Consider the following 23,778-nt stretch of genomic DNA (forward strand, 5'->3'; position numbering starts at 1 on the left):
TCACTTATTATAATCCCATAGGATACGCCATTCCCCTTCTTCCTTCGTAACGTAAACGAATTGTGTAAAAAGGAAGTGTCCGTATTTACCATGGTACGTCTGCGTGACCACCATTTCGTAGACAACACCAAACGGCTCCCCATCCTTCTCCATCTTCCAGTTATCTCTTTTCTTCTTGCCGTCTATCGTAAAGGTGAAGGTGTCCGCACCAAAGTGGTTCATGAATACGTGGGATCGGTCTTGGATGTATGGTCCCTTCGCAAATTTCTCCTGTATGCTGGTATGTAACAATTCCCATGACTTATTGTACTCGCCTTCCTGCTCCAACGTATAAAACTCATCGACCACTCGTTCAGCTTGATAACTCGGCCTTGTCATAATGAAAAATGCTCCGGCAGCTATCAGTGTCAGCAATAAGAACAGAATGAAGAGGATTAATGCAGGCTGCTTCTTCCTTTTCATTTCTTCCCCCCTCCTTCCTTACCCTATGCAGAAGAAGGACAAAAAAGAGCCTGGCATCAAATGGCGGGCTCTTTTTTGTCCTTTATCATTATGCCTGGTTGACTGTCCGCAAATTTGGCTGATTGAACAGGATGCCCCTCTGCCCAAGGCCAACGGATTATCTTGATTTTCCTTTTTATCCATTGCGTATCTCTCTTCGTATTTAGGGATTTCCTGTGCGGTAAGCTTGTTTATCCAAAAAAAAGACACCTGTATCCAGGTGTCTTTCCAGAAGTTTTATTCTGTAATCGTGTCAAAATACTCTTTCAGTTGATTGATCCGGTTTGTCATGCTGCTTGGGCTTACCCCATATTTTTCAGCAACAGCTTTCTTTGTAACTTTTTGTGTCTCTTCCCGGAAGTACGTCGTTGTGACAAACATATGCTCAAGCGCTGCAGCGACGACTTCAGGCTTTCTAAGATTCGGCTGCTCTGCTTCTTTATAAGACAGCCATGCTCTCTCCAGTCGATCAACCGCTTCTTGATCATCCATATCCAGCTGCAACAACTCCAGCACTTCATCGTTTTCATTGGAAGGAGCTGCTTTTGCCTGCTCTTCTGTCTGCACCTGCTGCTCCCCGTTCATGAACATCCATTTTCTCAGGGATTCAATAAATGTCTCTTCCAGATAAGCCTCGATGGAGGATGCTTCTGATGCAGCATAATTCTCTTCCAGCTGTTCTCGGAAGGAAAGGTAGGATTCCTCGTAATTAGGAATGGACAATGGAATGAAGTTAAAGACCGGTCCCCACTTCAGAAGGATACCAATGCAGTAAGGCATGCGCGCATAGTTCTCTTCCTTAAGAGGAATTCCCTGCTGATTGACTTCCAACAGTTCCTTCGTCCAAACGTCCTCGACGGTGACACTTTGAGCAGCGTCAACGTTGACAATTTTAAAAATGCCGGTCTTCTGCTGCTTCCACTCTTCCATGGAAGCAAGCGTGGAAGGTCGGTTTATTTTTTTCTTTTTCTTCTCAAAGAACTCATCGAAGATCGTGCCGCCATTCTCCTGTTCTTCCATAAAGACCTTCTGCACCATTCGGAAGGCCGCTTCGATTTCTTCTTCCTGGGTCTCTTTTTGTTCCAGCGGAGCCAGATTCGGGTAGTTGCGGTTCACATAAGCCATCAAGTGACTGTAATGATTGTTCAGCTCTTCATGGAGCGATACAGAACCTAATCCCTCTACGTTCTTATTCATACAACATTTCTTATATTTTTTCCCACTTCCACAAGGGCATGGGTCATTCCGTTTGATCTTACTCATATTAATTCCTCTCCTAATTCTAAACGTCAACTCTACTAGGGTAACGGATATTGACCGAACATGCAAAAATTCTTAAAAAAATCTAAGAAAAAGGACCCTGCACTCCTAATGGAAATCGGGGTGCAAGGACCTATCCTGACAGCTATATATCCCTTCTAAGCGCACGCAGAACATCAATCCTCGTTGCCTTGTTCGCAGGCTTCCATCCTGATATCATAGCAATGCCGATGCTGAGAATGACACAGGCGACTGCTAGATAGGGTGGGATAAAGGACAACTGAATCGCTGCCTCCGGCGTTTCCTCAAACACTTGTTTCATTACCAAAGGCAGAATAAAGTTAATACAAATGCTGACAGCGTAAGCAGCGAGGACACCTGCTAAGGCACCGATCAAACCAATGCAGCCACTTTCCATTAAAAAGATACTTCGAATCATCTTCGGGTGACCGCCGATCGCTTTCATGATGCCGATATCCTGTGTCCGTTCCGTTACGGCCATAGACATCGTATTGAATATACCGATGGACGCGATTAGAAGAGCAATAGTTCCGATGATGACAAGACCGGTCTTGATGACTGCAAAAACGACATTCACTTCATCAATCTGCTCGGTTACGGAATAAACATTATACCCTTCTTTCTTCAATTCCTCTGTTACGTTCTCCACCTGTTCCAGGCTTCCGGCAATGACATTGACTTCACTGAAAGAACGAGGTTCGTTTAGATCCTGGAGCAGTGCAATCTCGTCATCGCTCATCGCTGTCTGTATTTGCGCACCGTTCTTCGTACCGGTAAATGCTTCGATTTTCTCAAGCATGGATTCAGAGATTAATACTTCATTTCCTACTTCCCAATCCCGTGCAGGTTCTTCCGCCACACCTACAATCGTAACGGGATACATGTTCGTTACGCGCTCCCCTTCTTTGATCTGTTCTATTTCAATGTCTGCTGACTTCCCTAATACCGGTTCATCATAGCGATTCTGTTTTTTAACAAGTCCATCGGAATCATAAAGCTCTTTATCCGCCCCTTCCTCCTGATTGACGAGTAGTTTGTCGAAGTGATAGCCGACCAGCACTTCATTTTCTTTCGCCGGCATGCGTCCTTCAGCCAGCTTCAATCCAGCCTTCTCCTCAGAATTAAAATCCACCATTTCCACAGAAGGTTGGACTTCATAGTCTCCAAGTTTAGTTACAGACGGGTTCTCCACTATCGTAGAACGGGAGACGGCTTTTACCCCATCCAGTTCCTCCAGACGATCGACGTCCTGCTTTGTGAGTGCAGGATTCTCTCCCTCGGCCACTTCTGATTTCCCAAAGATGGAAACTTCCGTAACAGCCCTATCCTTCATCAAATCATCGACAATATATTTCTGCGCCCCAATACCTACGGAAGCAAGTATGATAAGGAACGCGCAGCCGATCGCTGTCGCAAGCATGGTCATCGCAACACGGGATCTGTTTTTCTTCATGTTCTGCCGGATAAATCGGAACCTGTCTTTCCACTTCATCGGATCGCCCCCTTATCCAATCGTTCAACGACCGAGCCATCTTCCAGACGGATGACCCTGTCCGCAACGGAAGCCACTTCTTCATCATGAGTAATCAGAACGAAGGTGATGCCTTCTTCTTCATTCAATTGTTTAACAAAAGAAAGCAGTTCGTCTTCTGTTTCCTGATCCAGGCTTCCGGTAGGCTCGTCCGCTAAGATAATGGGGGGCTCGACTATGAGCGCCCGTGCCACGGATACCCGCTGCTGCTGTCCTCCAGACAGTTCGGACGGATAATGCTCTGCATAGTCGTCAAGGCCGACTTTCGCAAGCATTGATTTGACAATCGCCCCTCTGTCAGCCTCATTGATCCCCTTCATGACAAGCGGGAGTTCAATATTTTGAAAGGCTGTCATACTCGGAATCAATTGAAAGCTTTGGAAAATGAATCCTAGATTCTCTGCACGAAACGTAGCCCAATCGCCTTCTGATAAAGCAGTAACGTCTGTACCATTAAGTACAATTTCCCCTTGCAGTGGCTTGATATATCCGCTTAACAAATTCAGAAGTGTGGACTTGCCTGAACCACTCTTGCCTATTACTGCAACAATTTCCCCTTTATTGATTTTAAGATCAATCCCTTTCAACACAGGTATTTCCTGACGACTATTTTTCTTTCCGACATAAAAAGAATGTGCCAAACCACGTATGACAATCACGTTTACCTTCCTCCCTTTTCCTCTTCTACTACATAAGACGAGGAGGAAGATGGGATCATTTCATTTATTTTCATAAAAAAAAGAACTTCCCTTAAGGAAGTTCTCAAGCTGATCCGTGATTCCCGGATTCCGCTGCAAGAGCGTCTGCTTTCGTTTGGTGGACAGTTCCAAACGGATGCTGGGGCGGGGCATAGATGGAATAGAGCTTCAACGGTTTGTCACCTGTATTAATAACGTTATGCCATGTTCCGGCGGGGACCATGATGGCATAACCATCGTACGCTCTGTCCTCAAATGTAACCGTTTCTTTCGTGCTCCCCATTTGTACGAGTCCTTCCCCTTCTTCGATACGTAGAAATTGATCGACGTCCGGATGGATTTCCAGGCCGACATCGTCGCCGACACCGATGCTCATTAACGTTACCTGCAGATGATCTCCCGTCCATATCGCCGTCCGAAATGTGTCATTCGCTTTCGTCGCTTCATCGATATTAAGCACATAAGGCTGCTTGCCAAAATCTTTGCCCTCCGATCTCCCATCATATGCGAGCGTCTGCAGGCGATTCGCCTGAATGACTTCGTCATTGCATACTCTCCCGAACCACTGACGAATGGTTGGATGCTGATTGGTGTAGTATTGCTGGCGGTCCATCTGATAATTACGCACATTTACTTCATATGCTTTTATCAAACCTTCCGGATAACTATGAAACGGCATCCTTTCAATCTTATATTCCGGCTGTTTGCCTGCAAGCTGAATATAAAGCGCTGTCCTTTGCTGCAAACGGTCGTTCCCCTCTTCCAACGACTTCTGCATCTCCCCTTGGTGCATAGAAGACGGCGCTGATGCAAGCAGTCGGGTGTACAAGTCTACCGCTTCCGCCTCTGACTTAATAGCATTTTTAAGAACGTTCAGCATTTGTTCAGAACCTTCCTGTCTATAGGCGGACGGATGCGCCTGGTACGACCTATGACTGTTTGGATACATACTATCATCTCCTCGATCCATGATCTCCCATATCCTATGCAACCTGTGCCCAAGTGTCCGTCATTTTCAAGATTACCTACTTCCTTCCCATAAGGATCATTCTTTCTTAACATTTTTGTAAGCGGAACCATTTTTATATTGACGTGGAAGGAATCTTTCTATAGTTTTAGTAGGAAGCGTTCATTATTTTATTCATGCAAACGTTTGCCCCAATATATGTGTAAAGGAGTCCTGTCATGACTCATGAAAAAAATGTAAAGAAACTGACACTGTTTACGCTCACATGGCCTATTTTCATCGAAGTGCTTCTACATATGCTGATGGGGAACGCCGATACCCTCATGCTCAGTCAATATTCGGATGAGGCAGTAGCCGCTGTAGGGGTAGCCAACCAGATCCTTTCCGTTATCATCGTCATGTTCGGATTTATTGCAACGGGAGCGGCTATCCTTGTCGCTCAAAACCTAGGAGCCGGAAAACCGAAAGAGGCAGGAGCCATTTCCGTTACTTCCCTCAGCGTGAACTTGTGGTTCTCACTTCTCTTAAGTTTCGGCTTATTTCTTTTCAGTGAGCCTATTCTTGCCGTAATGGCCCTTCCTGCCCAGCTTATGGGGGAAGCTGTCGATTATATGAATATCGTCGGTGGATTGATTTTTGTCCAAGCATTGCTCATGACAGCAGGCGCTATTCTGAGGAGTTATGGGCATACAAAGGATACGATGTATGTCACGATCGGCATGAATATTGTCAACGTAATAGGAAACTACATTGTCATTTTCGGACCGTTCGGGCTGCCTGTTTTCGGCGTCCAGGGAGTAGCCGTCTCTACCGCCGTTTCCCGTGGTTTAGGATTCATCGTGCTCTTTCTCCTATTAGTGAAACGCGTGTCGAGTTCTCTTCCTTGGACAGCCCTCTACCGTTATGAAATCAAGCATATCAAAAGTTTACTGAATATCGGAATTCCATCAGCGGGAGAACAATTATCGTACAATGCAAGCCAGATGGTCATTACGTACTTCGTCGCACAGATGGGCGCGACTGCTCTCACAACCAAGGTGTACGCCCAAAATTTGATGATGTTCATATTCCTTTTCTCAGTCGCAATCGGCCAGGGCACACAAATTCTGATTGGCCATCATATAGGAGCAAAGGAAACCGAGCGGGCATACAGGCAGTGCATGCGCAGCTTGAAGCTGGCCATTGCCGTCTCGATTGTAGTCGCTGTCGTTTTCTACTTCTCAAGCGATATCCTGCTCGGTTTGTTTACGGACGACCCATTAATTATTGCATCGGGCGGGACCTTACTGCTGCTCAGTATTCTACTGGAACCAGGGAGGGCGTTCAATCTTGTCGTCATCAATTCTCTAAGAGCGGCAGGCGATGTTCGTTATCCCGTCGTCATCGGTATTCTTTCCATGTGGGGGGTCCAAGTCACGATCGCCTGGCTGCTCGGTCTTCCGCTTTCCTACGGGCTGATCGGTATATGGATCGCCTTTATTGTCGACGAATGGCTGCGGGGACTGCTTATGCTGCGAAGGTGGCGAGGAAGAACCTGGCACAAGAAATCTTTCGTTCACCAAGAGAAACAGGACACGGCGTTAAAGAAAAAAAAACCATGCATAAAAAAACCTGTGCTTTAAAGCACAGGTTTTTTTCATACCAAATCAGTCTTAAACTCACGAACGTTACCACTCAATTGGTCAGAAAGCTCCGACAGCTGCTGCGCACTGGCAGAAACCTCCTCCATTGAAACCGTCGTTTGATTGGTGGAGGCAGCCACTTCCTCCACGCTCGCAGCTGCTTCTTCTGTGACGGATGCAATCTCTTCAATTGAGGCACTCATGTGGCTGCTGTCTGTCGTTATATCTTCCAGATGGGTGGATATATGCTTGATTCGCTCAGCCATCTGCGTCACAGATCCTTGAATAGCAAGGAACGTTCCCTCTGTTTGTTCAAGCTGCTCAGACCCGGTAGTAACCTCTTTATACCCGCTCTCTAAAGAACCCGCTACATTCGTAGATTCCTGCTGGATAGTATGTACAATCTTCGTAATGCTTCCTATAGATGAGGATACTTGCTCTGCCAATTTGCGGACTTCACCCGCAACGACAGCAAATCCTTTTCCGTGTTCTCCTGCTCTTGCTGCTTCTATTGCAGCATTCAGGGAAAGGAGGTTCGTCTGGTCGGCAATTGCCTGAATGACTTGGACCAGGTTGGTGATTTCCTTGGATTGATGTTCCAATCCCTGCACCTTGTCCACAGCATCTTTAACAATAGTATGAATCTTGTTCATCTGATGAACAGACTGCTGCATCAGCTTCCTTCCTTCATCCGTCATCTGAAGCACCTCATGAGATGTACCGGCTATTTCCTTGCCGGTCTGATCTGCCTCCTTAATTTTCAGCGTAAACCGATCCATCATAACGGAAAGATTGCCGGAACTGTTCGCCTGGGATTCTGCTCCTGAGGAAAGTTCCTGCATGGTGGAAGCCACCTGACCGCTTCCTTCTTTTACTTCATTGGCGGAGTGAGTCAGCTCCATACTTCGTCCTGCTACGTCATTGGATGCCTGAGATACACGCTTCACCAAAGAACGAAGGCCGTCCACCATGTCATTAACTGCGTTGGCAAGCTGACCGATTTCGTCCTGCCTCTTCACTTCCACACGGCCTGTCAAATCCCCATCACGAATTCGCTTCATTGATCCCAGAAGAATTTGGATGGACTTATTCAGTCTTCCTCCAAAGACGTATGCAAACAACGCGCCGAGCAGTAATGCAAGGATTAGGAAAGCAATAAGGAAGACGTTGATACTGTTTTCCAGGGTCATAATGAATGAACCATCCATATCCACCCCTGCAACGGCATCCGAATTTTCCAATGGGATAACTATTGATTTATGCGTGTCTCCGTCTACCGGGTCTTTATAGAAATCTGTCATGACTGTCTGTTTGTTATCCAGAGCCTGCTTTTGTTCTTTCGTAAGGGGGGACTCCACCATCATTTCTCCGCTTCCATTTCTGCTAACGGAGTAACCTTTCCCTTCCTTTTGTGTAAGGATATAAGCATGCTTGAGTTTATCATTGTCCTCTACGATAGAGTCCATGGTTTTTAATAAACCCGCATGATTTCCTTCGGGATTGCGGATCGCCTGAAGTATGCGGTAATCATCGACAGCCTGAACAAGTTCATCCCCCGTGTCTTCCAGTGTGCTTTCAAATTGAGGAACAAGATAGGAATCAATGATATGGCTGGACAACACTTTGACAAATCCAAAAACAAGGACTCCTAATATAACAATAGGAATCAAGAAGTTAAGAAACAGCTGCGCCCGCAGCGACTTGTTAGGGTTCATAAATCTGCTTCACTTTCCTTTCCTTAAGATTGAGTAGGTTGGTATCACCTGTTTACACTCTTTCTTATATCGGCGGAAATTTCTGATAATATAGTTCTATTTACGGATAATGACTTAATACTTTTCGACTACGAAATAAAAAAAATAAACCGGACTCTCAAAAGTCCGGTTTATACGGATAGGTTCTCTTGATCAAACTGTCTGGAAAATGCCTGCAATTGATCCAGGTCCGCAATGTCTTCCGTGAATAAAGGAATCTTCAAAAGCCGTTGTTCCTTGAAAATCTCACCAATGTCCTGCATGTACATCTGTTCCTGCTTTCTTCTACGTTCAAGAAAGCTTCCGTCTGCATAAGGCGGAAGCACTTTGTTAACTACCAGCGTATGGACACGGATGTCGTAGGTGTCCAACTGACGGACTGCCTGCTTTGTTTCAAGAATTGGAAGGCGCTCCGGATTTAAAACAAACAGGAAGCCCGTCTTATCTTCATCAAGGATAATTCCTCGGGCTTTGGCAAACTTCTCTCGCCGCTCCTGCAGTACCTCGTATATCGGATCTTCCACAGGTTCTCCATCATGAAGCAGCTGCGTATAGGTATCATTCACTTTCTTCCGCCTTTCCAACAGCCCGTCCACCCAAACGGTCATCATTTCCGGCAGAGTAAGGAGACGGATCGTGTGACCGGTTGGGGCTGTGTCAAAAATGATCTTATCGAAATCCTTCTCCTCGATCATAATGGATATCAGCTTATCGAACAGTGCCGCTTCTTCTGCCCCGGGGGTAGAAGAAGCAAGATCGATTTGTCTATGTACTTCCTCGATCATTTTCGCATGAACGAGTCCCTTCAGGTTATTTTTCACTCCTTGAATATACCGCTTCGCTTCCTTCCCTGGATCGATCTCTAATCCCCACAAGCCATCCATCAGCGGCTTTTTACTATTTTCTAATTGCTTATGAAAAATATCACCTAAGTTGTGAGCTGGATCTGTGGAGACAACGAGTGTCCGATAACCACGGCTCGTGTAACTTAGTGCCAGAGCTGCTGCCGTCGTCGACTTTCCCACTCCTCCTTTTCCTCCTACAAAAATGATTTTGTTCTTCTCTATACTTGTCATCTTACCCCTCCTCAACAGCAGCGGATTCCCTCCAAAGGTGATTTCTCCATACCCATCCGGAGATGCCAATCATGGAATTTCTCCACGATATGAGGATACAGCTCGAGCGTGTAGTAAAAGGCAGGGTTTGGAATCCCCAGCATGTCTGAATAAATCAGGAGAAGAAACAAGTCCTCCTCCTGCCTCAGCTCCCTTGCAATTTCACGCTTATGAGGAACCCGCAGCATTTCATCATACATTTGTATCAGGCGTTTAATGGAGTAGCTTTTCTTCACTGCCGACATCCCTCCAAACTTTTATGCACTTTTTTCAATAGAATCCTTATTCCTGCCGGTAAGGGTGGAAACAGCTGTCAACAAGATCCATAACGTAAATACAAGAATAATTGCCCCGAAGGTGAAGAGCATCCAATCACTGCTTTCCGCCCACGGTGCCCATTCCATGAAAACCTGGGTGATCATGGCCCATAATGTCATAAACATAAGGAATACCATAGGAATGATCGTCGGCAGGTAATTTCTCCCCTGCCTCTTCAGCCAGATGGATACAAGGAGAAGACTGATGCCTGCGAGCAGCTGATTGGATGTACCGAACAACGGCCAAAGCAGGTAACCACCAGATCCAAACCCTTTTGGTCCTTGAGGAATTAATGTGAGAGCCGCACTGGACACGACGGCAAGCGTTGTCGCTGCATGTGTCTTTGTAAGCGGGGTAACATTATATTCCGACCCAAGCTCTGCAATAATGTATCGCATCAGACGGACGGATGAATCCAGCGTTGTCGCCGCAAAGCTTACAACAATGACAGATACGATCGTAGAAGCGACAGAAGCGGGGATACCTAGTCCAGACGCCAGCTGACCGGCACCTTGAATAAATACACCGAGTCCTGCATTGCTTGCTTCGGCAAACCCACTGTACGTTGCTGTGAATTCTCCCCTGGTCGGGAAGAATGTGATAACTGCGATAATAGCGACAAGAGCGAGTGCACCTTCACCAACCGATCCCAGATACCCGACAAATCGTGCATCTTTTTCATTATTCAACTGTTTGGAAGAGGTCCCCGAGGATACAAGTCCATGGAAACCGGAAATCGCTCCACAGGCGATCGTGATGAATAATAGTGGAAACCAGGAAGTGTCCGCAGCACCATTGGTCACAGGAGCCGTAATTTCAGGGTTGGTGAACAAAAGGCCGAGATAAAGCAGACCTAGCCCGACAATAAGTTGGTGGGAATTAATATAATCCCTCGGCTGCAATAGTTTCCATACAGGCAAAGTGGATGCGATGTACACATAAACCATCAGAACAACAATCCAGACAAAGAAGGACATGGATGTTGCATTCAAACCGAAAATTGTTTCTGCACCTTCTCCTCCAAAATAGCGGACGAGATCAATTTGCAGAGCAGGAACGTAGCTGGCTACGATTGCAGAAAGATACATGACAGCAAGAGCGACGACGGATGGAAGCAGCATATTTCCCTGTCTTTTATACACGTGATAACCGATCCATACTGCTAACGGGATTTGAATAAATACGGACAGGACACTGGCAGGAAAAGAAATGAAAAGGTTGGCGATTACCCAGGCGAAGACAGCGTTAACCATCAACACCAACAATAAGATGATGAATAGGAATAAGACCTTTGCCCGCTGACCGATCAACTTGCTGGCAAGTGTGCCGATTGACTGGCCTTTGTTCCGCACGGATAGAACAAGCGTACCGAAGTCATGTACGCCGGCCGCGAAAACGGTACCGAGAAGCACCCATAACACTGCTGGAAGCCATCCCCAGTAAACAGCGATTGCTGGTCCTACGATTGGCGCTGCGCCTGCTACGGAAGTGAAGTGATGCCCCCATAAGATAAACTTATTGGTTGGGACGAAATCGACACCATCTTTATATTGATGGGCAGGCGTTACATAGTTTGGATCCAACCTGTAAATTTTGTCTGCTATGAATCTCGAATAATAGCGATAACCCAGAAAAAACACGAAGCTGCCTACAACCGCAAGCCAAATACCACTCACACAATCCCTCCTCTTAATGTACGCGCTTTCATTATAGTTGGTATTATACACCAGAAACAGGTAATACCCCAATAAATTTACAGATAAATCAGATAACAAAAGGATTTTCGACGACTTGGGAAAGTATGTGTCAAAAAATGCATGTTACCCCCTCTTTTTCCCTGCCACTATCCCAACCCCTATTTGAGAGGGTTTTTCCTGATTCTTTCGAATTACTTATATATATCTTATCAAGGAGGAATGTTTCATGAAGTTGAAAAAGTTTAAGAAATTAGCAACCTTATCCCTGGCTGCAAGTCTTGCACTGATTCCGACAACAGGACAAGTCTTCGCCGATCAGACGCCGGAACCATTGAAGAAAGAAATGAAGGTACAGACAGATGTCCAAAAAGGGGACTACGTTAAAGGAGAAGTCGTCGTTAAATTCAAAGAAGGGAAAACGTTGAGCAGCAAACAGCTTCAAGCCTTCGGTGCAGAAAAAGCGAAGGAAGAAAAAAAGGTCGTTGATTCAAATGTGAAAGTTCTCGAAGTCGGCAACGTGGATGCAGTCGTAAAAGCCTTGAACAATAACCCGAATGTCGAATACGCAGAACCTAACTACATATTCGATGTCACATGGACGCCGAATGACACCTACTACTCCGGCTATCAATATGGACCTCAGAACACGAACACCGAAGCCGCTTGGGATATCACCCGGGGGAGCAGTAACCAGGAAATTGCCATCGTAGACTCCGGAGTAGACTATAACCATCCTGATCTAAAAAACAAAACGATAAAGGGCTATGATTTCGTTGATAATGACTATGATCCGATGGACTTGAATAATCACGGTACTCACGTAGCAGGGACAGCTGCAGCACAGACGAACAACGGCAGCGGTGTCGCAGGAATGGCACCCAATACTAAAATCCTTGCCGTCCGCGCCTTGGATGCCAATGGCAGCGGCTCATTGAACAATATCGCCAACGCCATCCGTTATTCTGCTGATCAAGGGGCAGAAGTCATTAACCTTTCCCTCGGATGTAATTGTGATACCCAAACACTCGAAGACGCTGTGAATTATGCATGGAATAAAGGCTCTGTCATTATCGCTGCTGCTGGAAACGACGGAGTAAGAACGACGTTCGAGCCGGCATCTTATGATAATGTGATCGCGGTCGGAGCTGTCGACCGATATAATCGTAAAGCCTCCTTTTCAAACTATGGAACATGGGTGGACGTCACCGCTCCTGGTGTAGACATTGCATCCACCGTTCCTAATGGAGGGTACGCCTACCTTTCCGGAACGTCCATGGCTTCGCCACACGTTGCCGGACTTGCAGGACTCCTTGCTTCTCAAGGACGTTCAAACAGCAATATACGGGCAGCAATCGAACAAACAGCGGAGCCGATCAGCGGGACAGGTTCTTACTTCCAGCACGGGTTGATCAACTCTTATAACGCCGTAAACTATTAAACGGATTCTTAACACACTCCGTAGGGCCTCAAGGAAACTTGAGGCTCTTTTTAATTTAGAGACGATTGTACAGTGGGTATCGACACTTATCTATTGACGCCGACTTCTACCTCGGCTATATTAGAATCAACAAGGGGAGTAGCGGCCGTATAATACGGATTGTTGGATCGTCATTCCAGTGCTGCGGCACTCGGTCCATCAAACTATCAACTAGTACGCAAGACCTTGGCCATCAGGGCCGAGGTCTGTTTTTTTGTGATCAAGGCTCTGAAAGTTATCAAAAGGAGGATTTACTTTGGTATTTTTCTTATTTGCCTTATCCGCTGTGATTGTCGTGTATGCGGCAGTCCAATTAAACCGTTTCGGAGATGTGATCAGTCGAAAGTCTTCGCTCAGCGGTGCTGTTGTCGGTACTTTTCTTATAGCAGGAGCAACATCCCTGCCTGAGCTGACAACAAGCTTAACGGCCGTCTATATTGACAACCCCGACATCGCCGTCGGAAACATGCTTGGAAGTAATACGTTCAATCTATTAATCCTTGCTGTCGTCGATATGATTTACCGGAGAAAAAGAATGTTTAACACCATCAATCAGAAGCAGCACCTGCCTTCTGCCATTGCAGGAATCGTTCTCACAATGGTTGTCGTTCTGTCCCTTATTCTTCCGTTTCAAGCGTCACTCTTCCATATTGGATGGGAAATGTTCGTCCTCGTTGCCCTCTATGTGGTTACGATGAAATTCTTCGGGAACTCCGAAGAGGAAGAAGAGGAGATGGACGAGGCTGCCGCCGCAGGCAAAGATTATACGCTTAAAGGGGCCAGTATCGGCTTCGGTGTTGCAGCCGTCGTTGTTTTTGCAGCAGGTAGTGCCTTGTCGATCTTCGGAGACCAGCTAGCCCAGCAGACAGGAATGAGTTCAAGCTTCGTAGGAAGTTTCCTCATAGCTGCTTCCACTTCGCTTCCTGAATTGGTGACCGTCCTCGTTGCATTTCGAATGGCTAATTACGGGATGGCCGTGGGGTCAATCCTCGGGAGTAACCTGTTCAACTTACAGCTTCTTGCAGTAACGGATGTTTTCTATACAAAAGGAGCAATTCTGACCGTTTTAAGCTCTTCTCACCTTCCGATTGCGCTGTTGAGCGTAGCCATGCTTTTGTTGACCGTTTTGACGATCGGACGCAAGCCACGAACCAATAGTTTTTATTATGCAGCGCCATCGCTTTTAATAATTCTGATGTACTTCATTACTTCTTACAATCTATTTTGACCGCAGAAAAGACACAGTCTCCCTGTGTCTTTTCTTACGTTCTAGAGAAAGAATAGAAAGGGAGAAGTATCGAGCGGCAATACACCCGATACTTCTCCCTACTCTTACGCATATTTTTGAAATGCTATAAAACTTTGCTTAAAAATTCCTGTGTCCTTGGGTTTTGAGGGTTGCTGAAAATATCTGCAGGCAGACCCTCTTCCATGATGATACCTTCATCCATGAACAACACCCTATCTCCAACCTCCCTTGCGAATCCCATTTCATGAGTCACGACGACCATCGTCATCCCTTCTTTCGCAAGCTCCTTCATAACAGCAAGGACATCACCGACGAGTTCAGGATCGAGGGCCGATGTCGGCTCATCAAACAACATAATTTTCGGCTCCATAGCCAAAGACCGGGCAATGGCTACCCGCTGCTTCTGTCCACCGGAAAGACTCTCCGGATAAACATTCGCCTTATCAGCCAAGCCGACTTTCTCCAGCAGAGGACGGGCAATCGCCTCAGCCGCTGCTTTCTTCATCTTTTTCACTTTCATTGGACCGATCGTTATATTCTCAAGAACGGTCTTATGTGGAAATAAGTTAAAGTGTTGGAATACCATCCCAACCCGTGATCGCACATCATTGATGTTCACTTTAGAATCCGTAAGATTATCACCCTCAATATACACATCCCCCGACGTCACTTCTTCCAGGAGGTTCAAACAGCGAAGGAAGGTGCTTTTCCCCGATCCAGATGGTCCTATGACACATACGACCTCTTTTTCATCGATTTCTGTGTTAATCCCTTTCAGTACTTCGTTGGAACCAAACGATTTATGTAAATCTTTCACAGTAATCATCAGACGTCCAGTCTCCTTTCCACTCTCCTTAAATAAACAGCTGTTGGTACAGTGATGATCAAGTACATCACACAAACCATCGTCAGTGCCTGAAACGGCTGAAAGGTCATTCCGTAGTATTGCTGCCCCATATACAACAGCTCCCCTACGGCTATGACAGAGAATAAAGAAGTATCTTTCAGACTTATCACGAATTGGTTACCGAGAGGCGGAATCATTCGCCTGAAAGCTTGCGGCCAAATAATGTACCGCATCGTTTGGTTTCTCGTCAGGCCGATGGAACGCCCCGCTTCTTCCTGTCCCTTATCAATGGAGTAAACGGCACCGCGGACGATTTCAGCAATATAAGCTCCTGCATTGATAGCGATCGCAATGATAGATGCAGTGATTTTATCGATGTTGATTCCTGTCAAATCAGATATCCCGAAATAAATGAATAATATCTGTGCAAGAATCGGCGTCCCGCGAACGGCTTCGACGTAGACGGTAGCAATGCCATACACCAGTTTATTCTTGGAAAGACGGGCAAAGCCGAAAACTGCGCCCAGGATAAAACCGAAAATCAGACCGACGAATGTTATGATCAATGTCCATACCAGACCTTCAAGCAGGAAAGGCATGACACGGTAATAATGGGATTCTGTTATAAACTCCATATGAGAGACCGCTCCTTAAGTTTTGTAATTCAGTCGATGCCGTACGTTAAAGAAAGCGTAACAAGCCGGCCACTTGTTACGCTCCTCTTGATCAGCTTGGTCATAATAGTGTCTGTTACTCTGATGATTCCGTTCCGTATTTACGCTCTCCGAACCACTCTTCATAAATGTCGTCATACGTTCCGTTGTCAATCAACGTCTGGAGCGCTTCATTCACATCTTCTACAAGCTCGGAGTCCTTCGGAAAGGCTATCCCGTACTGCTCTCCTTGGAGAATATCTCCAGCGGTCTTCAAATTCTCTGCATCGTTTGCCACATAATACTGTACGTTTGGCACATCGTACATGACGGCATCTAAACGACCGGATTCCAAATCCAAATACGCTTCAACAATGCCGGGGAATGTAACGAGCTCGGCATCCGGATGGTTCTCTTTCAGATATGTTTCACTGGTCGTACCGGAACGAGTTCCCACCTTTTTACCAGCAAGGTCATCCTCCGATTGGATTTCTTCGTTATCTCCATTGACTGCTATCATTAAGCCGGCATCATAGTATGGATCGGAGAAAGCAATCGATTCTTTACGCTCTTCCGTAATTGTCATACCGGCAATACCAATATCATAGCGGCCGGACTGCATACCCGCTACGACACCATCAAATTTCATGGATTCGATATCCACGTTGAAACCTGCTTCATCTGCGACCGCTTTAATAAGATCGATATCGAAGCCTTCCATTTCGCCTGTCTCTTCATTCATAAACTCAAACGGAACGAAGTTGTTATCGGTAGCGACGGTGTACGTTTCACCAGAGTCGCCGGAAGCATCTTCATCCCCGCCACAAGCGGCAAGAATAGATACCATAGCAAAAATCGTAATTAATAAGACCCACTTCTTTTTCATTTTTTCTCCCCCTTATGAAAGATCGCTTCCCCATTATCTCAAATATAAATAATAATTAAAATTTTCTGAATTATTTGTTTTCAGCTTTATTATTGGATATTCACCTAATTTAGATATCAGGAAGACATTTTTCTCATATTTACGACTTTTTCATCGGCTTTCCTCGTTATTAAACTAAAAAAAGTCAAAAAAAGTCGTTTAAAGATTTCACCAAAGGGTAGTGGGGAATATTGGACTTTTAATTTCTAATAGAGGAAGGGTAATCATGCCTAACGAGTACAAGTTGGATACGACAGATTTCCAGTCCTTAAGGACCGCTTCAAGGAAAATGTTCCATATTATCAGCGAACATCTGGACGTCCAAACTGCCTATATTGCAAAGAAAGATGATACATCCATGACTGTGCTTAGTTCTTATAACAGAGATGAAGGTATCATCAACGAGGGATATACGGTGGATTACGGAGGTACATACTGTCGGTTTATTTTAAACAGCCGCAATAAAGCAATGACTACAGAAAATTTAATGCAGGAAGCACGGACGAAAGACTTGGCAGTTACGGATGAGCTGCGCAAAAGAGGGTTTCTCGGCGTGGAGCTTACGGATGTTGATGGCAACACGTTCGGTACCCTTTGTGTAATGGATTCCGAGGAAAAGGTATTTGAGCAGGAAGACATCCGTTTCCTGAAATCTATCGCTGACGTTCTCTCCCATATAATCGAATTGGATCAAACGCAGTATAATATGGCTTTGCTGAATGTCCCGATCATACCGATTACAAAGGGTGTATCGATTTTGACTATCCAAGGAATTATTGATGAACGACGGGCGAAAAAGATTATGGACACTACCCTTCGATACGGGGCGGAGAAGGACATTGATTATTTCATCATTGATTTGTCCGGGCTGGTCATTTTGGATGATCTTTTCCCGGACGTGCTGGCGAAGCTCGTTCATTCCCTGGAATTAATGGGAATTGAAGCACTAATGACAGGTATTACCCCGGCAATCGCCCAGCGCGAAGTGGAAAATGTAAAGTTCAACAAACTAAAAGCGAGAACCGTTGTTAATTTGGAAGCAGCTCTCTCGTCTATCGGATTTTCTTTAGTAGAGAAACAATAAAACCTCGTCACTGGACGAGGTTTTTCTTTTTATTATTTCTTTTCCTTTTCATATTCAATGACTTCTCCTGTTTGTCCATCCACCGTAACATCGTATTCGTGGGTATCATCGACAAGCTCGAATTCAAAGTGGCCGTCATCAACCTCTGATTCTGTAATGGTCCCGCCGGTTTCCTGTTCTGCAGTCTTTTCAGCAGTCGCTTGGTCCACCTTCAAATCAGCTGCGGATACTTGATCAGAATCACTGTCCGAATCCTCACGATCCACTTCCAACACTTCTCCGGATTCTGCGTGAATGTCTACGTCCATTTCCTGGCCGTCTTTGGTCATTCCTTTCACTTCATACTTCTGTACACCGTCGTCTACATCTTTTTCTACTTTAGTGATTTCTAAACCTTCCACTTCTTTAACCGCCGTATCTTCTGCCTGTTTCTGGGATACTTTGACGTTCTTATCAGACCATTGACCATCGTTACTTACCGCACTGACACCGAATGCACCGCCCAGAATCATTACTCCTGCCACTCCAGCAATCATCCATGTTTTCTTCATTTTGTTTCCTCCTTTGTTTTATCTACTTACACTATATCCAGGCAAGATGAGAACAAATGGAGTATAAAATGAGAATTTCATGAGAACCGATTAATCGTCCCAACTCACGGACATGACCTCTCCTGTCACGGCGTGTACCTGGACGGTTCCTTCTCGCTCATCCTTTTGTTCAATTTCCACTAAATAATAGATAGTTCCGTCATTCTCTTCGAGGTCCACGTCATCTACCTCTCCGTCTACTTCCGCTAATGCTAGCCTTTCCGCTTCCTGCTCGGAAATTGTCTTAGTTTCAGAGGATGGACTGTTTTCCTCAGGTGGGTCAGACGACTCTTCCTTCTGCTGTTGATCTGTAGTGTCGCTTCCAGCGACCCTCTGCACATTGGCAATACTTCCATCTACTTTCAGCACCGTGACTTCATACGTCCCTGCAGCTGTTTGAACAGTGGCTGTATAGTGGTCATCCTCAGCTATTATTCGGCTCACTTCTCCACTGTACTGGTCTTCCACTTTCGTGCGGACATCGTTATCAGTTAACGGCTCTGCACTGGAACGGTCATTAATCATCTGCCAGCCAAGGAGAAGGAAAAGGAGCAGGCCGACTGTTGACAACAATAACTTCCATAATTTTGACATAGGATCCCTCCTGTTCTTCTCATTGTATAGGAGTTATCTGAGATTCTTCTGAGAATGGGCAAGGATTATCGAAGCCGTCGTGCCTTTCCCTTTAATACTCGTCAACTTCAGTTCCGCCCCAATTGCCTCGGCAAGCTCCTGTGCAAGGGATAACCCAAGGCCATATCCTTCCGAGCGGGATTGATCAACCTGATAGAATCGGTCGAACACGTGTTCAAGTTCCTGATCCGTCATTCCAATCCCTTCATCAACCACATCAATAATGACCTTACTACTGTGCTGTTTGACAAAAACAGCGATTGCTTCGTCGCTGTATTTTTTTGCATTGTCCATTAAGATATAAAGCAGCTGCTTCAGCTTCTGTTCGTCTGTATATACGGTTACGGCACTATCTGAAAGTAAGCGCACCTGTCGACTATAGGCTTTTTCAAAGGAGACTACCGTTGACTCAAGTAACGAAACCAGCGGTATATTCTCCTTCTTCACATTCCAGTGCTCCTCTTGTTTCGCCAATAAAAGCAGCTGCTGAGTCAGTGCTCTCATTTGCTTCGCCTCAGAATAGATTGCCTCTATAGATTCACGGAAGAGTTTCTCGTCTTTATTCCCACGACGTTTCAGTAAGCTGGAATAGGATTCAATAACAGTCAATGGTGTTTTCAATTCATGGGATGCATTGGATACGAACTGCTCTTGACGTTCATAATTTCGCTCGAGCTGTATGATCATTTGATTAAAGGCATCCGCCATCTGATCAAGTTCATCCTTGGACTGCTTCTCTGTCTCAATCTGCTTGAACTCTCCACTTCCCCTGATTTCCTGCATCGTATCGGTAAGCGATACGATCGGCTTCGTTATTAGGTTGCTAAGGATGCGCGCAGAAAGAAAAAGTGGAAGGATAGCAAGAATGGTAACGACCAAAAGCACTAGTCTTAAAACTTCTAAGTTGGACGACGTTGAAGCAAGACTCTGCGTCAATTGCAGAGACGCCACTTCTCCATTCATCCAGAGAACCGGAACAGCAGCTACAGCGTGAGGTGTTTCGTCGTATTTCTCTACTTCCACCTGTTCTCCCTGATAATACCGGTACTCCTGATCAGCGAGGTCCTGCTGACTGCCTGCCGCCACCGTTTCCGCTTGTCCGTTTCGGCGTATGATTCTAATCATACCGTTTGCCGGTACATAAGCCCTGAGAAGGTCTGTGGACAGGGAAGTGCTCTCCTGTTCGTTGATACCGGCAGCGATACGCTCTGCCTCGAGACGCGTTTGTTCCAAGTCGCTGTCGTAACTGATATGGCTGAACGTGAAATAAACAGACAGGCTGATCAGGACCAGTAAGACAGTGAACAGCACTGTGGTGTAGACGTGGATTTTATTCGATAATTTCATCGCGGATCCTTTAACACATAACCGACGCCCCGGACGGTGTGCAGCAGCTTCGGTTCATAGTTCTTGTCCATTTTGTTACGTAGATAACGAATATAGACGTCCACGATATTCGTATCTCCATAGTAGTCATAGCCCCACACCCCGTCGAGAAGCTGCTCCCTGTTCAAGACCTGCCGCTTGTTCTTCAATAAATAAACGAGCAGCGCGAATTCTTTAGCGGTCAAATCGATCTTATCCTCTCCGCGGCTCACCTCATGTGTCGATTCATTTACTTTAAGATCCGCAAGAGACAAACCCGGCTCGCCTGTTTCATCAGCAGGTTTGAAGCGTAGAGCAGCTCGAATTCTTGCTAATAATTCTTCAAAATCAAACGGCTTGGTCACATAATCGTTTGCGCCAAGGTCCAGCCCTGTCACTTTATCTTCGACGTTATCTTTAGCCGTCAGCATAATTACAGGAGTTGCCGTATCTCCCTTTCTTATTCGCTTCAGCACATCGGTACCGCTCATACTTGGAAGCATGACATCAAGGAGAACCAGGTCCCAGGACTTCGAACGGAAAAGGTCCATCCCCTCCGCTCCATCGTGTGCCTTTGTCACGGTGTAACCTTCATACTCGAGTTCGATTTCAAGCACACGCGCAATTTTCTGTTCATCTTCAATAACGAGAATATCCGCTTTCATCACCTTCATCCCTCTTTCCCTTTTATTGTTTAGCATCATTCTAGCAGACATACCCATCAACGCGCATAAGAAAAGACGATTCGATAAACGAATCGCCTTTAAACTATTTCGGGAGCGGATCCGCTTCCATCAGCAGATCGACGATGTGAACCGAATCCATCACCCCACTCTTTCCTTCCCTTTCGACACCAAGCTTCATCTGCAGGAGGCAGCCTGGGTTGGACGTTATGATCCTGTCCGGCCCCGTCTGACAAACGTCCTTCATTTTAACATCCAGGATATCCATCGCCTCTTCATAGTTGACAATGTTATATACCCCCGCAGATCCGCAGCAGAACTCTGGTCGATCCAGCTCTTTTAAGGTAAGCCCCGGAATACGCTTTAAGAGATCGATGGGTTCGTTCGTCACCTTCTGAACATTTCTCAAATGACAGGATGGCTGATAAGTAACTGCCACATCCAACGACTTATTAAAGATAAGGCCGTCCATCTCCACCAATACTTCCGATATGTCTTTCACCCGGTGTGTAAATTGGAGAGCCCGCTTGTGCCATGTTGTTCCTTCTTCAAAAAGAGTGGCATATTCGATTAAACGTGCTCCGCAGCCTCCTGCATTATTCACAATATAATCGAAGTTCTCTTCCTCAAATGCTTCTATATTTCTCTTGGCCAGCTCCGTCGCCTCTTCCTTTTTTCCGGAGTGACCATGAAGGGCCCCACAGCACGTCTGCTGCTCAGGAATAACGATCTCTGCTCCACTTCGCAGGAGCAGTTCGAGCGTATTTTCATTGGATTCAAAAAAAACGCTGTCCATGATACATCCTCTAAAAAACCCAACCTTAGCCTTAGCCGGGCGCATCCTTACATAGCGATTCGCTCTCTGCTTACGCAGTTTCGGCGGCGGCATGGCCGGGAGCACCGATTCCATCTGTCCAAGCGGCTCGGAAATACGCTTCAGGAGGCCGAAATGACCAGCTGCTTTCTGTATCCCCGTCTTCTGATAGAGCCACGCCGCATTTCCCAGGAAATCCATCCACTTCGAGGAAGGAAAAAACTCCTTGTATAAGAAGCTTTCCATCCATCTTTGCGGGCGGGGCTTTCCTGTTTCTTCTTCCATGACCGTCTTTGCACTTTCCAAAAGCTCTCCGTACTGGACGTTAGTGGGACAGACGACTGTACAGGCCATACAGCCAAGGCATTTCTCAATCGGTTCTTTCAATTCCTCTACTGCCGCTTTTCCTTCTGCCACCATTTTAATCAGATTGATCCTTCCCCTTGGCGAGTGCGTTTCTTTCTCCATCGTTTCATATGTCGGACAGGCTGGGAGGCAATAGCCGCACTGGACACAATCAATGGTCCTGTCATAGGACAACCTTTCTTTCAATTGTTCACTCATCTGTCAACACCAGCTTCTGACCCTTCTCTGGAAAGATCTTTCCCGGGTTAAGAATTCCATTCGGGTCCCAACTGTCCTTGATGCGTTTCATCATCCCAAGACCGACTGCTCCGAGCTCTGCCTCCATGAAGGGAGCTTTCATCGTGCCTATCCCGTGTTCTCCTGACAATGTACCTCCGAGTTCCAGTGCAGCTTCAAACATGGCTTCCACTGCAGCTTCTGCACGCTTCATCTCTTCCTTATCCCTTTTGTCACATAGTACATTTGGGTGGAGGTTTCCATCTCCTGCATGTCCGAATGCGACAACTTCGACTTGATATTTTTCTTTTATTGTATGTAACCGGTCGATGAAGTCAGGAATTTTGCTTCTGGGAACGGTAGCGTCTTCCGAGACTTTGGTCGGTTTGATTTTGGCGATTGCAGGGGATACTTGTTTTCTTGCGTGCCAGATGGCAGCTGCTTCCTCTTCGGTTTTAGGGATGATGATTTCCACAGCACCGACATCCAGCATGATTTCTTCGACAAGCCCGCGTTCCACCCGAAGCGTTTCCGGATGACCGTCAAGCTCAATGATGACGATAGCAGCAGCATCGACGGGAAGACCGACAGGCTGGAAGTTCTCGACAGCGACGATACAGGCCTGGTCCATAAATTCCATCTTAGCTGGTAGAATCCCGGAAGTGAGCGTCCGTGAAATCGCCTCTCCTGCTTTCCTCACCTCTTGGAATGCGACCATCATCGTTTGTACAGCTTTCGGTTTCGGCATCAGCTTCAAGGTCGCTCCGACAATGACCGCAAGCGTTCCTTCCGACCCGACTATCAGCTTCGTAAGATCGAAACCTGTCACGTTCTTAATCGTCCGGCCACCGGTTCTGATTATTTCCCCCTCCGGTGTCACTACTTCAAGGCCGAGAACGTGATCCTTCGTCACACCATACTTCAAGCCCCGGGGCCCGCCGGAATTCTCCGCAAGGTTGCCGCCGATTGTCGCAACATGAGCACTGCTTGGATCAGGAGCGTACATTAAACCATGCTCCGCAGCCTCCGCATTAATATCCACGGTCTTCACACTCGGCGTAACGTCTACAGTCAAATCATAAGGCTGCATTTCGATCACCGCAGGCCATTGGGACATATCAAGAACGATTCCTCCATAGACAGGAAGAGGACCGCCACTCAGACAAGTACCCGATCCCCTTGGATAAACCGGTACACGACAGCGGTTCGCCACCTTCAAGACAGCTGCTACTTCCTCTTTCTTCTTCACCTGGACGACGGCTTCGGGCATATATTCACCGAAGGATGCGTCAAAACTGTAGCTGTAACGATCGGCGGCCGATGTGAGAATTCTTTCTTCCGGCAGAATCTGCTGGAGTTCCCTCAACCAATCTTTCATTCTATCCAACCTCC

The 23,778-nt window shown here is 46.3% G+C and carries 22 protein-coding genes; 4 read left to right on the top strand and 18 right to left on the bottom strand.

Annotated elements, in window-relative coordinates:
* From QRD89_RS14595 to QRD89_RS14615, 5 genes are all read right to left on the bottom strand, one after another.
* Entirely contained in the window at positions 1 to 462 is a 462-nt protein-coding gene (locus tag QRD89_RS14595; RefSeq protein WP_008634234.1) for a hypothetical protein, read from the bottom strand.
* A 276-nt stretch (positions 463 to 738) separates the two neighbouring features.
* The gene (locus QRD89_RS14600; protein WP_286095561.1) at positions 739 to 1,764 is read right to left on the bottom strand and encodes a YecA family protein; all 1,026 of its coding nucleotides are present in this window, start codon (positions 1,762 to 1,764) and stop codon (positions 739 to 741) included.
* A gap of 142 nt (positions 1,765 to 1,906) precedes the next feature.
* The gene (locus QRD89_RS14605) at positions 1,907 to 3,274 is read right to left on the bottom strand and encodes an ABC transporter permease (protein ID WP_286095562.1); all 1,368 of its coding nucleotides are present in this window, start codon (positions 3,272 to 3,274) and stop codon (positions 1,907 to 1,909) included.
* Positions 3,271 to 3,972 carry an ABC transporter ATP-binding protein gene (locus QRD89_RS14610; RefSeq protein ID WP_026578192.1) on the bottom strand — a complete coding sequence of 234 codons (702 nt, stop codon included), beginning with the start codon at positions 3,970 to 3,972 and terminating at the stop codon, positions 3,271 to 3,273. Before QRD89_RS14610 ends, QRD89_RS14605 begins: the two co-directional genes overlap by 4 nt.
* A 103-nt stretch (positions 3,973 to 4,075) precedes the next feature.
* On the bottom strand, positions 4,076 to 4,960 hold the full coding sequence (locus tag QRD89_RS14615; RefSeq protein ID WP_286095563.1) for a cupin domain-containing protein: 885 nt from the start codon (positions 4,958 to 4,960) through the stop codon (positions 4,076 to 4,078).
* Between the two features lie 236 nt (positions 4,961 to 5,196).
* Between QRD89_RS14615 and QRD89_RS14620 the strand changes: the two genes are divergently transcribed.
* Complete coding sequence (locus tag QRD89_RS14620; RefSeq protein WP_286095564.1) at positions 5,197 to 6,600, top strand: MATE family efflux transporter; 1,404 nt, start codon at positions 5,197 to 5,199, stop codon at positions 6,598 to 6,600.
* 14 nt (positions 6,601 to 6,614) lie between these two features.
* Here the strand turns inward: QRD89_RS14620 and QRD89_RS14625 are convergent, their stop codons facing one another.
* From QRD89_RS14625 to QRD89_RS14640, 4 genes are all read right to left on the bottom strand, one after another.
* A complete protein-coding gene (locus QRD89_RS14625) occupies positions 6,615 to 8,315 on the bottom strand; it encodes a methyl-accepting chemotaxis protein (protein WP_286095566.1) in 1,701 nt (566 codons plus the stop codon).
* A 170-nt stretch (positions 8,316 to 8,485) separates the two neighbouring features.
* The gene (locus QRD89_RS14630; RefSeq protein ID WP_286095567.1) at positions 8,486 to 9,430 is read right to left on the bottom strand and encodes an ArsA family ATPase; all 945 of its coding nucleotides are present in this window, start codon (positions 9,428 to 9,430) and stop codon (positions 8,486 to 8,488) included.
* An 11-nt stretch (positions 9,431 to 9,441) separates the two neighbouring features.
* The gene (locus tag QRD89_RS14635; protein WP_235601511.1) at positions 9,442 to 9,669 is read right to left on the bottom strand and encodes a cory-CC-star protein; all 228 of its coding nucleotides are present in this window, start codon (positions 9,667 to 9,669) and stop codon (positions 9,442 to 9,444) included.
* A gap of 57 nt (positions 9,670 to 9,726) precedes the next feature.
* Positions 9,727 to 11,463, bottom strand: coding sequence for a carbon starvation CstA family protein (locus tag QRD89_RS14640; RefSeq protein WP_026578189.1), 1,737 nt, complete (start codon positions 11,461 to 11,463; stop codon positions 9,727 to 9,729).
* 247 nt (positions 11,464 to 11,710) lie between these two features.
* Here QRD89_RS14640 and QRD89_RS14645 point away from each other — a divergent pair, with 247 nt between their 5' ends.
* Entirely contained in the window at positions 11,711 to 12,922 is a 1,212-nt protein-coding gene (locus QRD89_RS14645; RefSeq protein WP_286095568.1) for a S8 family peptidase, read from the top strand.
* Positions 12,923 to 13,217: 295 nt separating this feature from the next.
* On the top strand, positions 13,218 to 14,189 hold the full coding sequence (locus tag QRD89_RS14650) for a sodium:calcium antiporter (RefSeq protein WP_062514314.1): 972 nt from the start codon (positions 13,218 to 13,220) through the stop codon (positions 14,187 to 14,189).
* A 124-nt stretch (positions 14,190 to 14,313) separates the two neighbouring features.
* On the opposite strand, the gene QRD89_RS14655 is transcribed toward QRD89_RS14650, so the two are convergent.
* The 3 genes from QRD89_RS14655 to QRD89_RS14665 form a co-directional block, all read right to left on the bottom strand.
* Entirely contained in the window at positions 14,314 to 15,036 is a 723-nt protein-coding gene (locus QRD89_RS14655; RefSeq protein WP_008634196.1) for an amino acid ABC transporter ATP-binding protein, read from the bottom strand.
* Positions 15,036 to 15,692 (bottom strand): amino acid ABC transporter permease, encoded by a 657-nt coding sequence (locus QRD89_RS14660; RefSeq protein WP_008634195.1) that lies wholly within the window; start codon positions 15,690 to 15,692, stop codon positions 15,036 to 15,038. Before QRD89_RS14660 ends, QRD89_RS14655 begins: the two co-directional genes overlap by 1 nt.
* 115 nt (positions 15,693 to 15,807) lie before the next feature.
* Entirely contained in the window at positions 15,808 to 16,596 is a 789-nt protein-coding gene (locus tag QRD89_RS14665) for a glutamine ABC transporter substrate-binding protein (RefSeq protein ID WP_008634193.1), read from the bottom strand.
* Positions 16,597 to 16,861: 265 nt separating this feature from the next.
* On the opposite strand from QRD89_RS14665, the gene QRD89_RS14670 reads away from it, so the two are divergent.
* A complete protein-coding gene (locus tag QRD89_RS14670) occupies positions 16,862 to 17,719 on the top strand; it encodes an STAS domain-containing protein (protein ID WP_286095570.1) in 858 nt (285 codons plus the stop codon).
* Positions 17,720 to 17,751: 32 nt separating this feature from the next.
* Here QRD89_RS14670 and QRD89_RS14675 read toward each other — a convergent pair whose 3' ends face one another.
* The 6 genes from QRD89_RS14675 to QRD89_RS14700 all read right to left on the bottom strand — a co-directional run bounded on the left by QRD89_RS14675 (position 17,752) and on the right by QRD89_RS14700 (position 23,764).
* Positions 17,752 to 18,270, bottom strand: coding sequence for a PepSY domain-containing protein (locus QRD89_RS14675; protein WP_026578187.1), 519 nt, complete (start codon positions 18,268 to 18,270; stop codon positions 17,752 to 17,754).
* Between the two features lie 90 nt (positions 18,271 to 18,360).
* Complete coding sequence (locus tag QRD89_RS14680; protein WP_286095571.1) at positions 18,361 to 18,903, bottom strand: PepSY domain-containing protein; 543 nt, start codon at positions 18,901 to 18,903, stop codon at positions 18,361 to 18,363.
* 33 nt (positions 18,904 to 18,936) lie between these two features.
* On the bottom strand, positions 18,937 to 20,289 hold the full coding sequence (locus QRD89_RS14685) for a sensor histidine kinase (protein WP_062514320.1): 1,353 nt from the start codon (positions 20,287 to 20,289) through the stop codon (positions 18,937 to 18,939).
* Complete coding sequence (locus QRD89_RS14690) at positions 20,286 to 20,972, bottom strand: response regulator transcription factor (RefSeq protein ID WP_026578184.1); 687 nt, start codon at positions 20,970 to 20,972, stop codon at positions 20,286 to 20,288. Before QRD89_RS14690 ends, QRD89_RS14685 begins: the two co-directional genes overlap by 4 nt.
* Positions 20,973 to 21,075: 103 nt before the next feature.
* Positions 21,076 to 22,368, bottom strand: a complete 1,293-nt coding sequence (locus QRD89_RS14695; protein ID WP_286095572.1) for a (Fe-S)-binding protein — start codon at positions 22,366 to 22,368, stop codon at positions 21,076 to 21,078.
* Positions 22,361 to 23,764 (bottom strand): FAD-binding oxidoreductase, encoded by a 1,404-nt coding sequence (locus QRD89_RS14700; protein ID WP_286095573.1) that lies wholly within the window; start codon positions 23,762 to 23,764, stop codon positions 22,361 to 22,363. Before QRD89_RS14700 ends, QRD89_RS14695 begins: the two co-directional genes overlap by 8 nt.
* Positions 23,765 to 23,778: the final 14 nt, after the last annotated feature.

This window comes from Halobacillus sp. ACCC02827 (assembly GCF_030291935.1).
In the GTDB taxonomy this organism is placed as follows: Bacteria; Bacillota; Bacilli; order Bacillales; family Halobacillaceae; genus Halobacillus.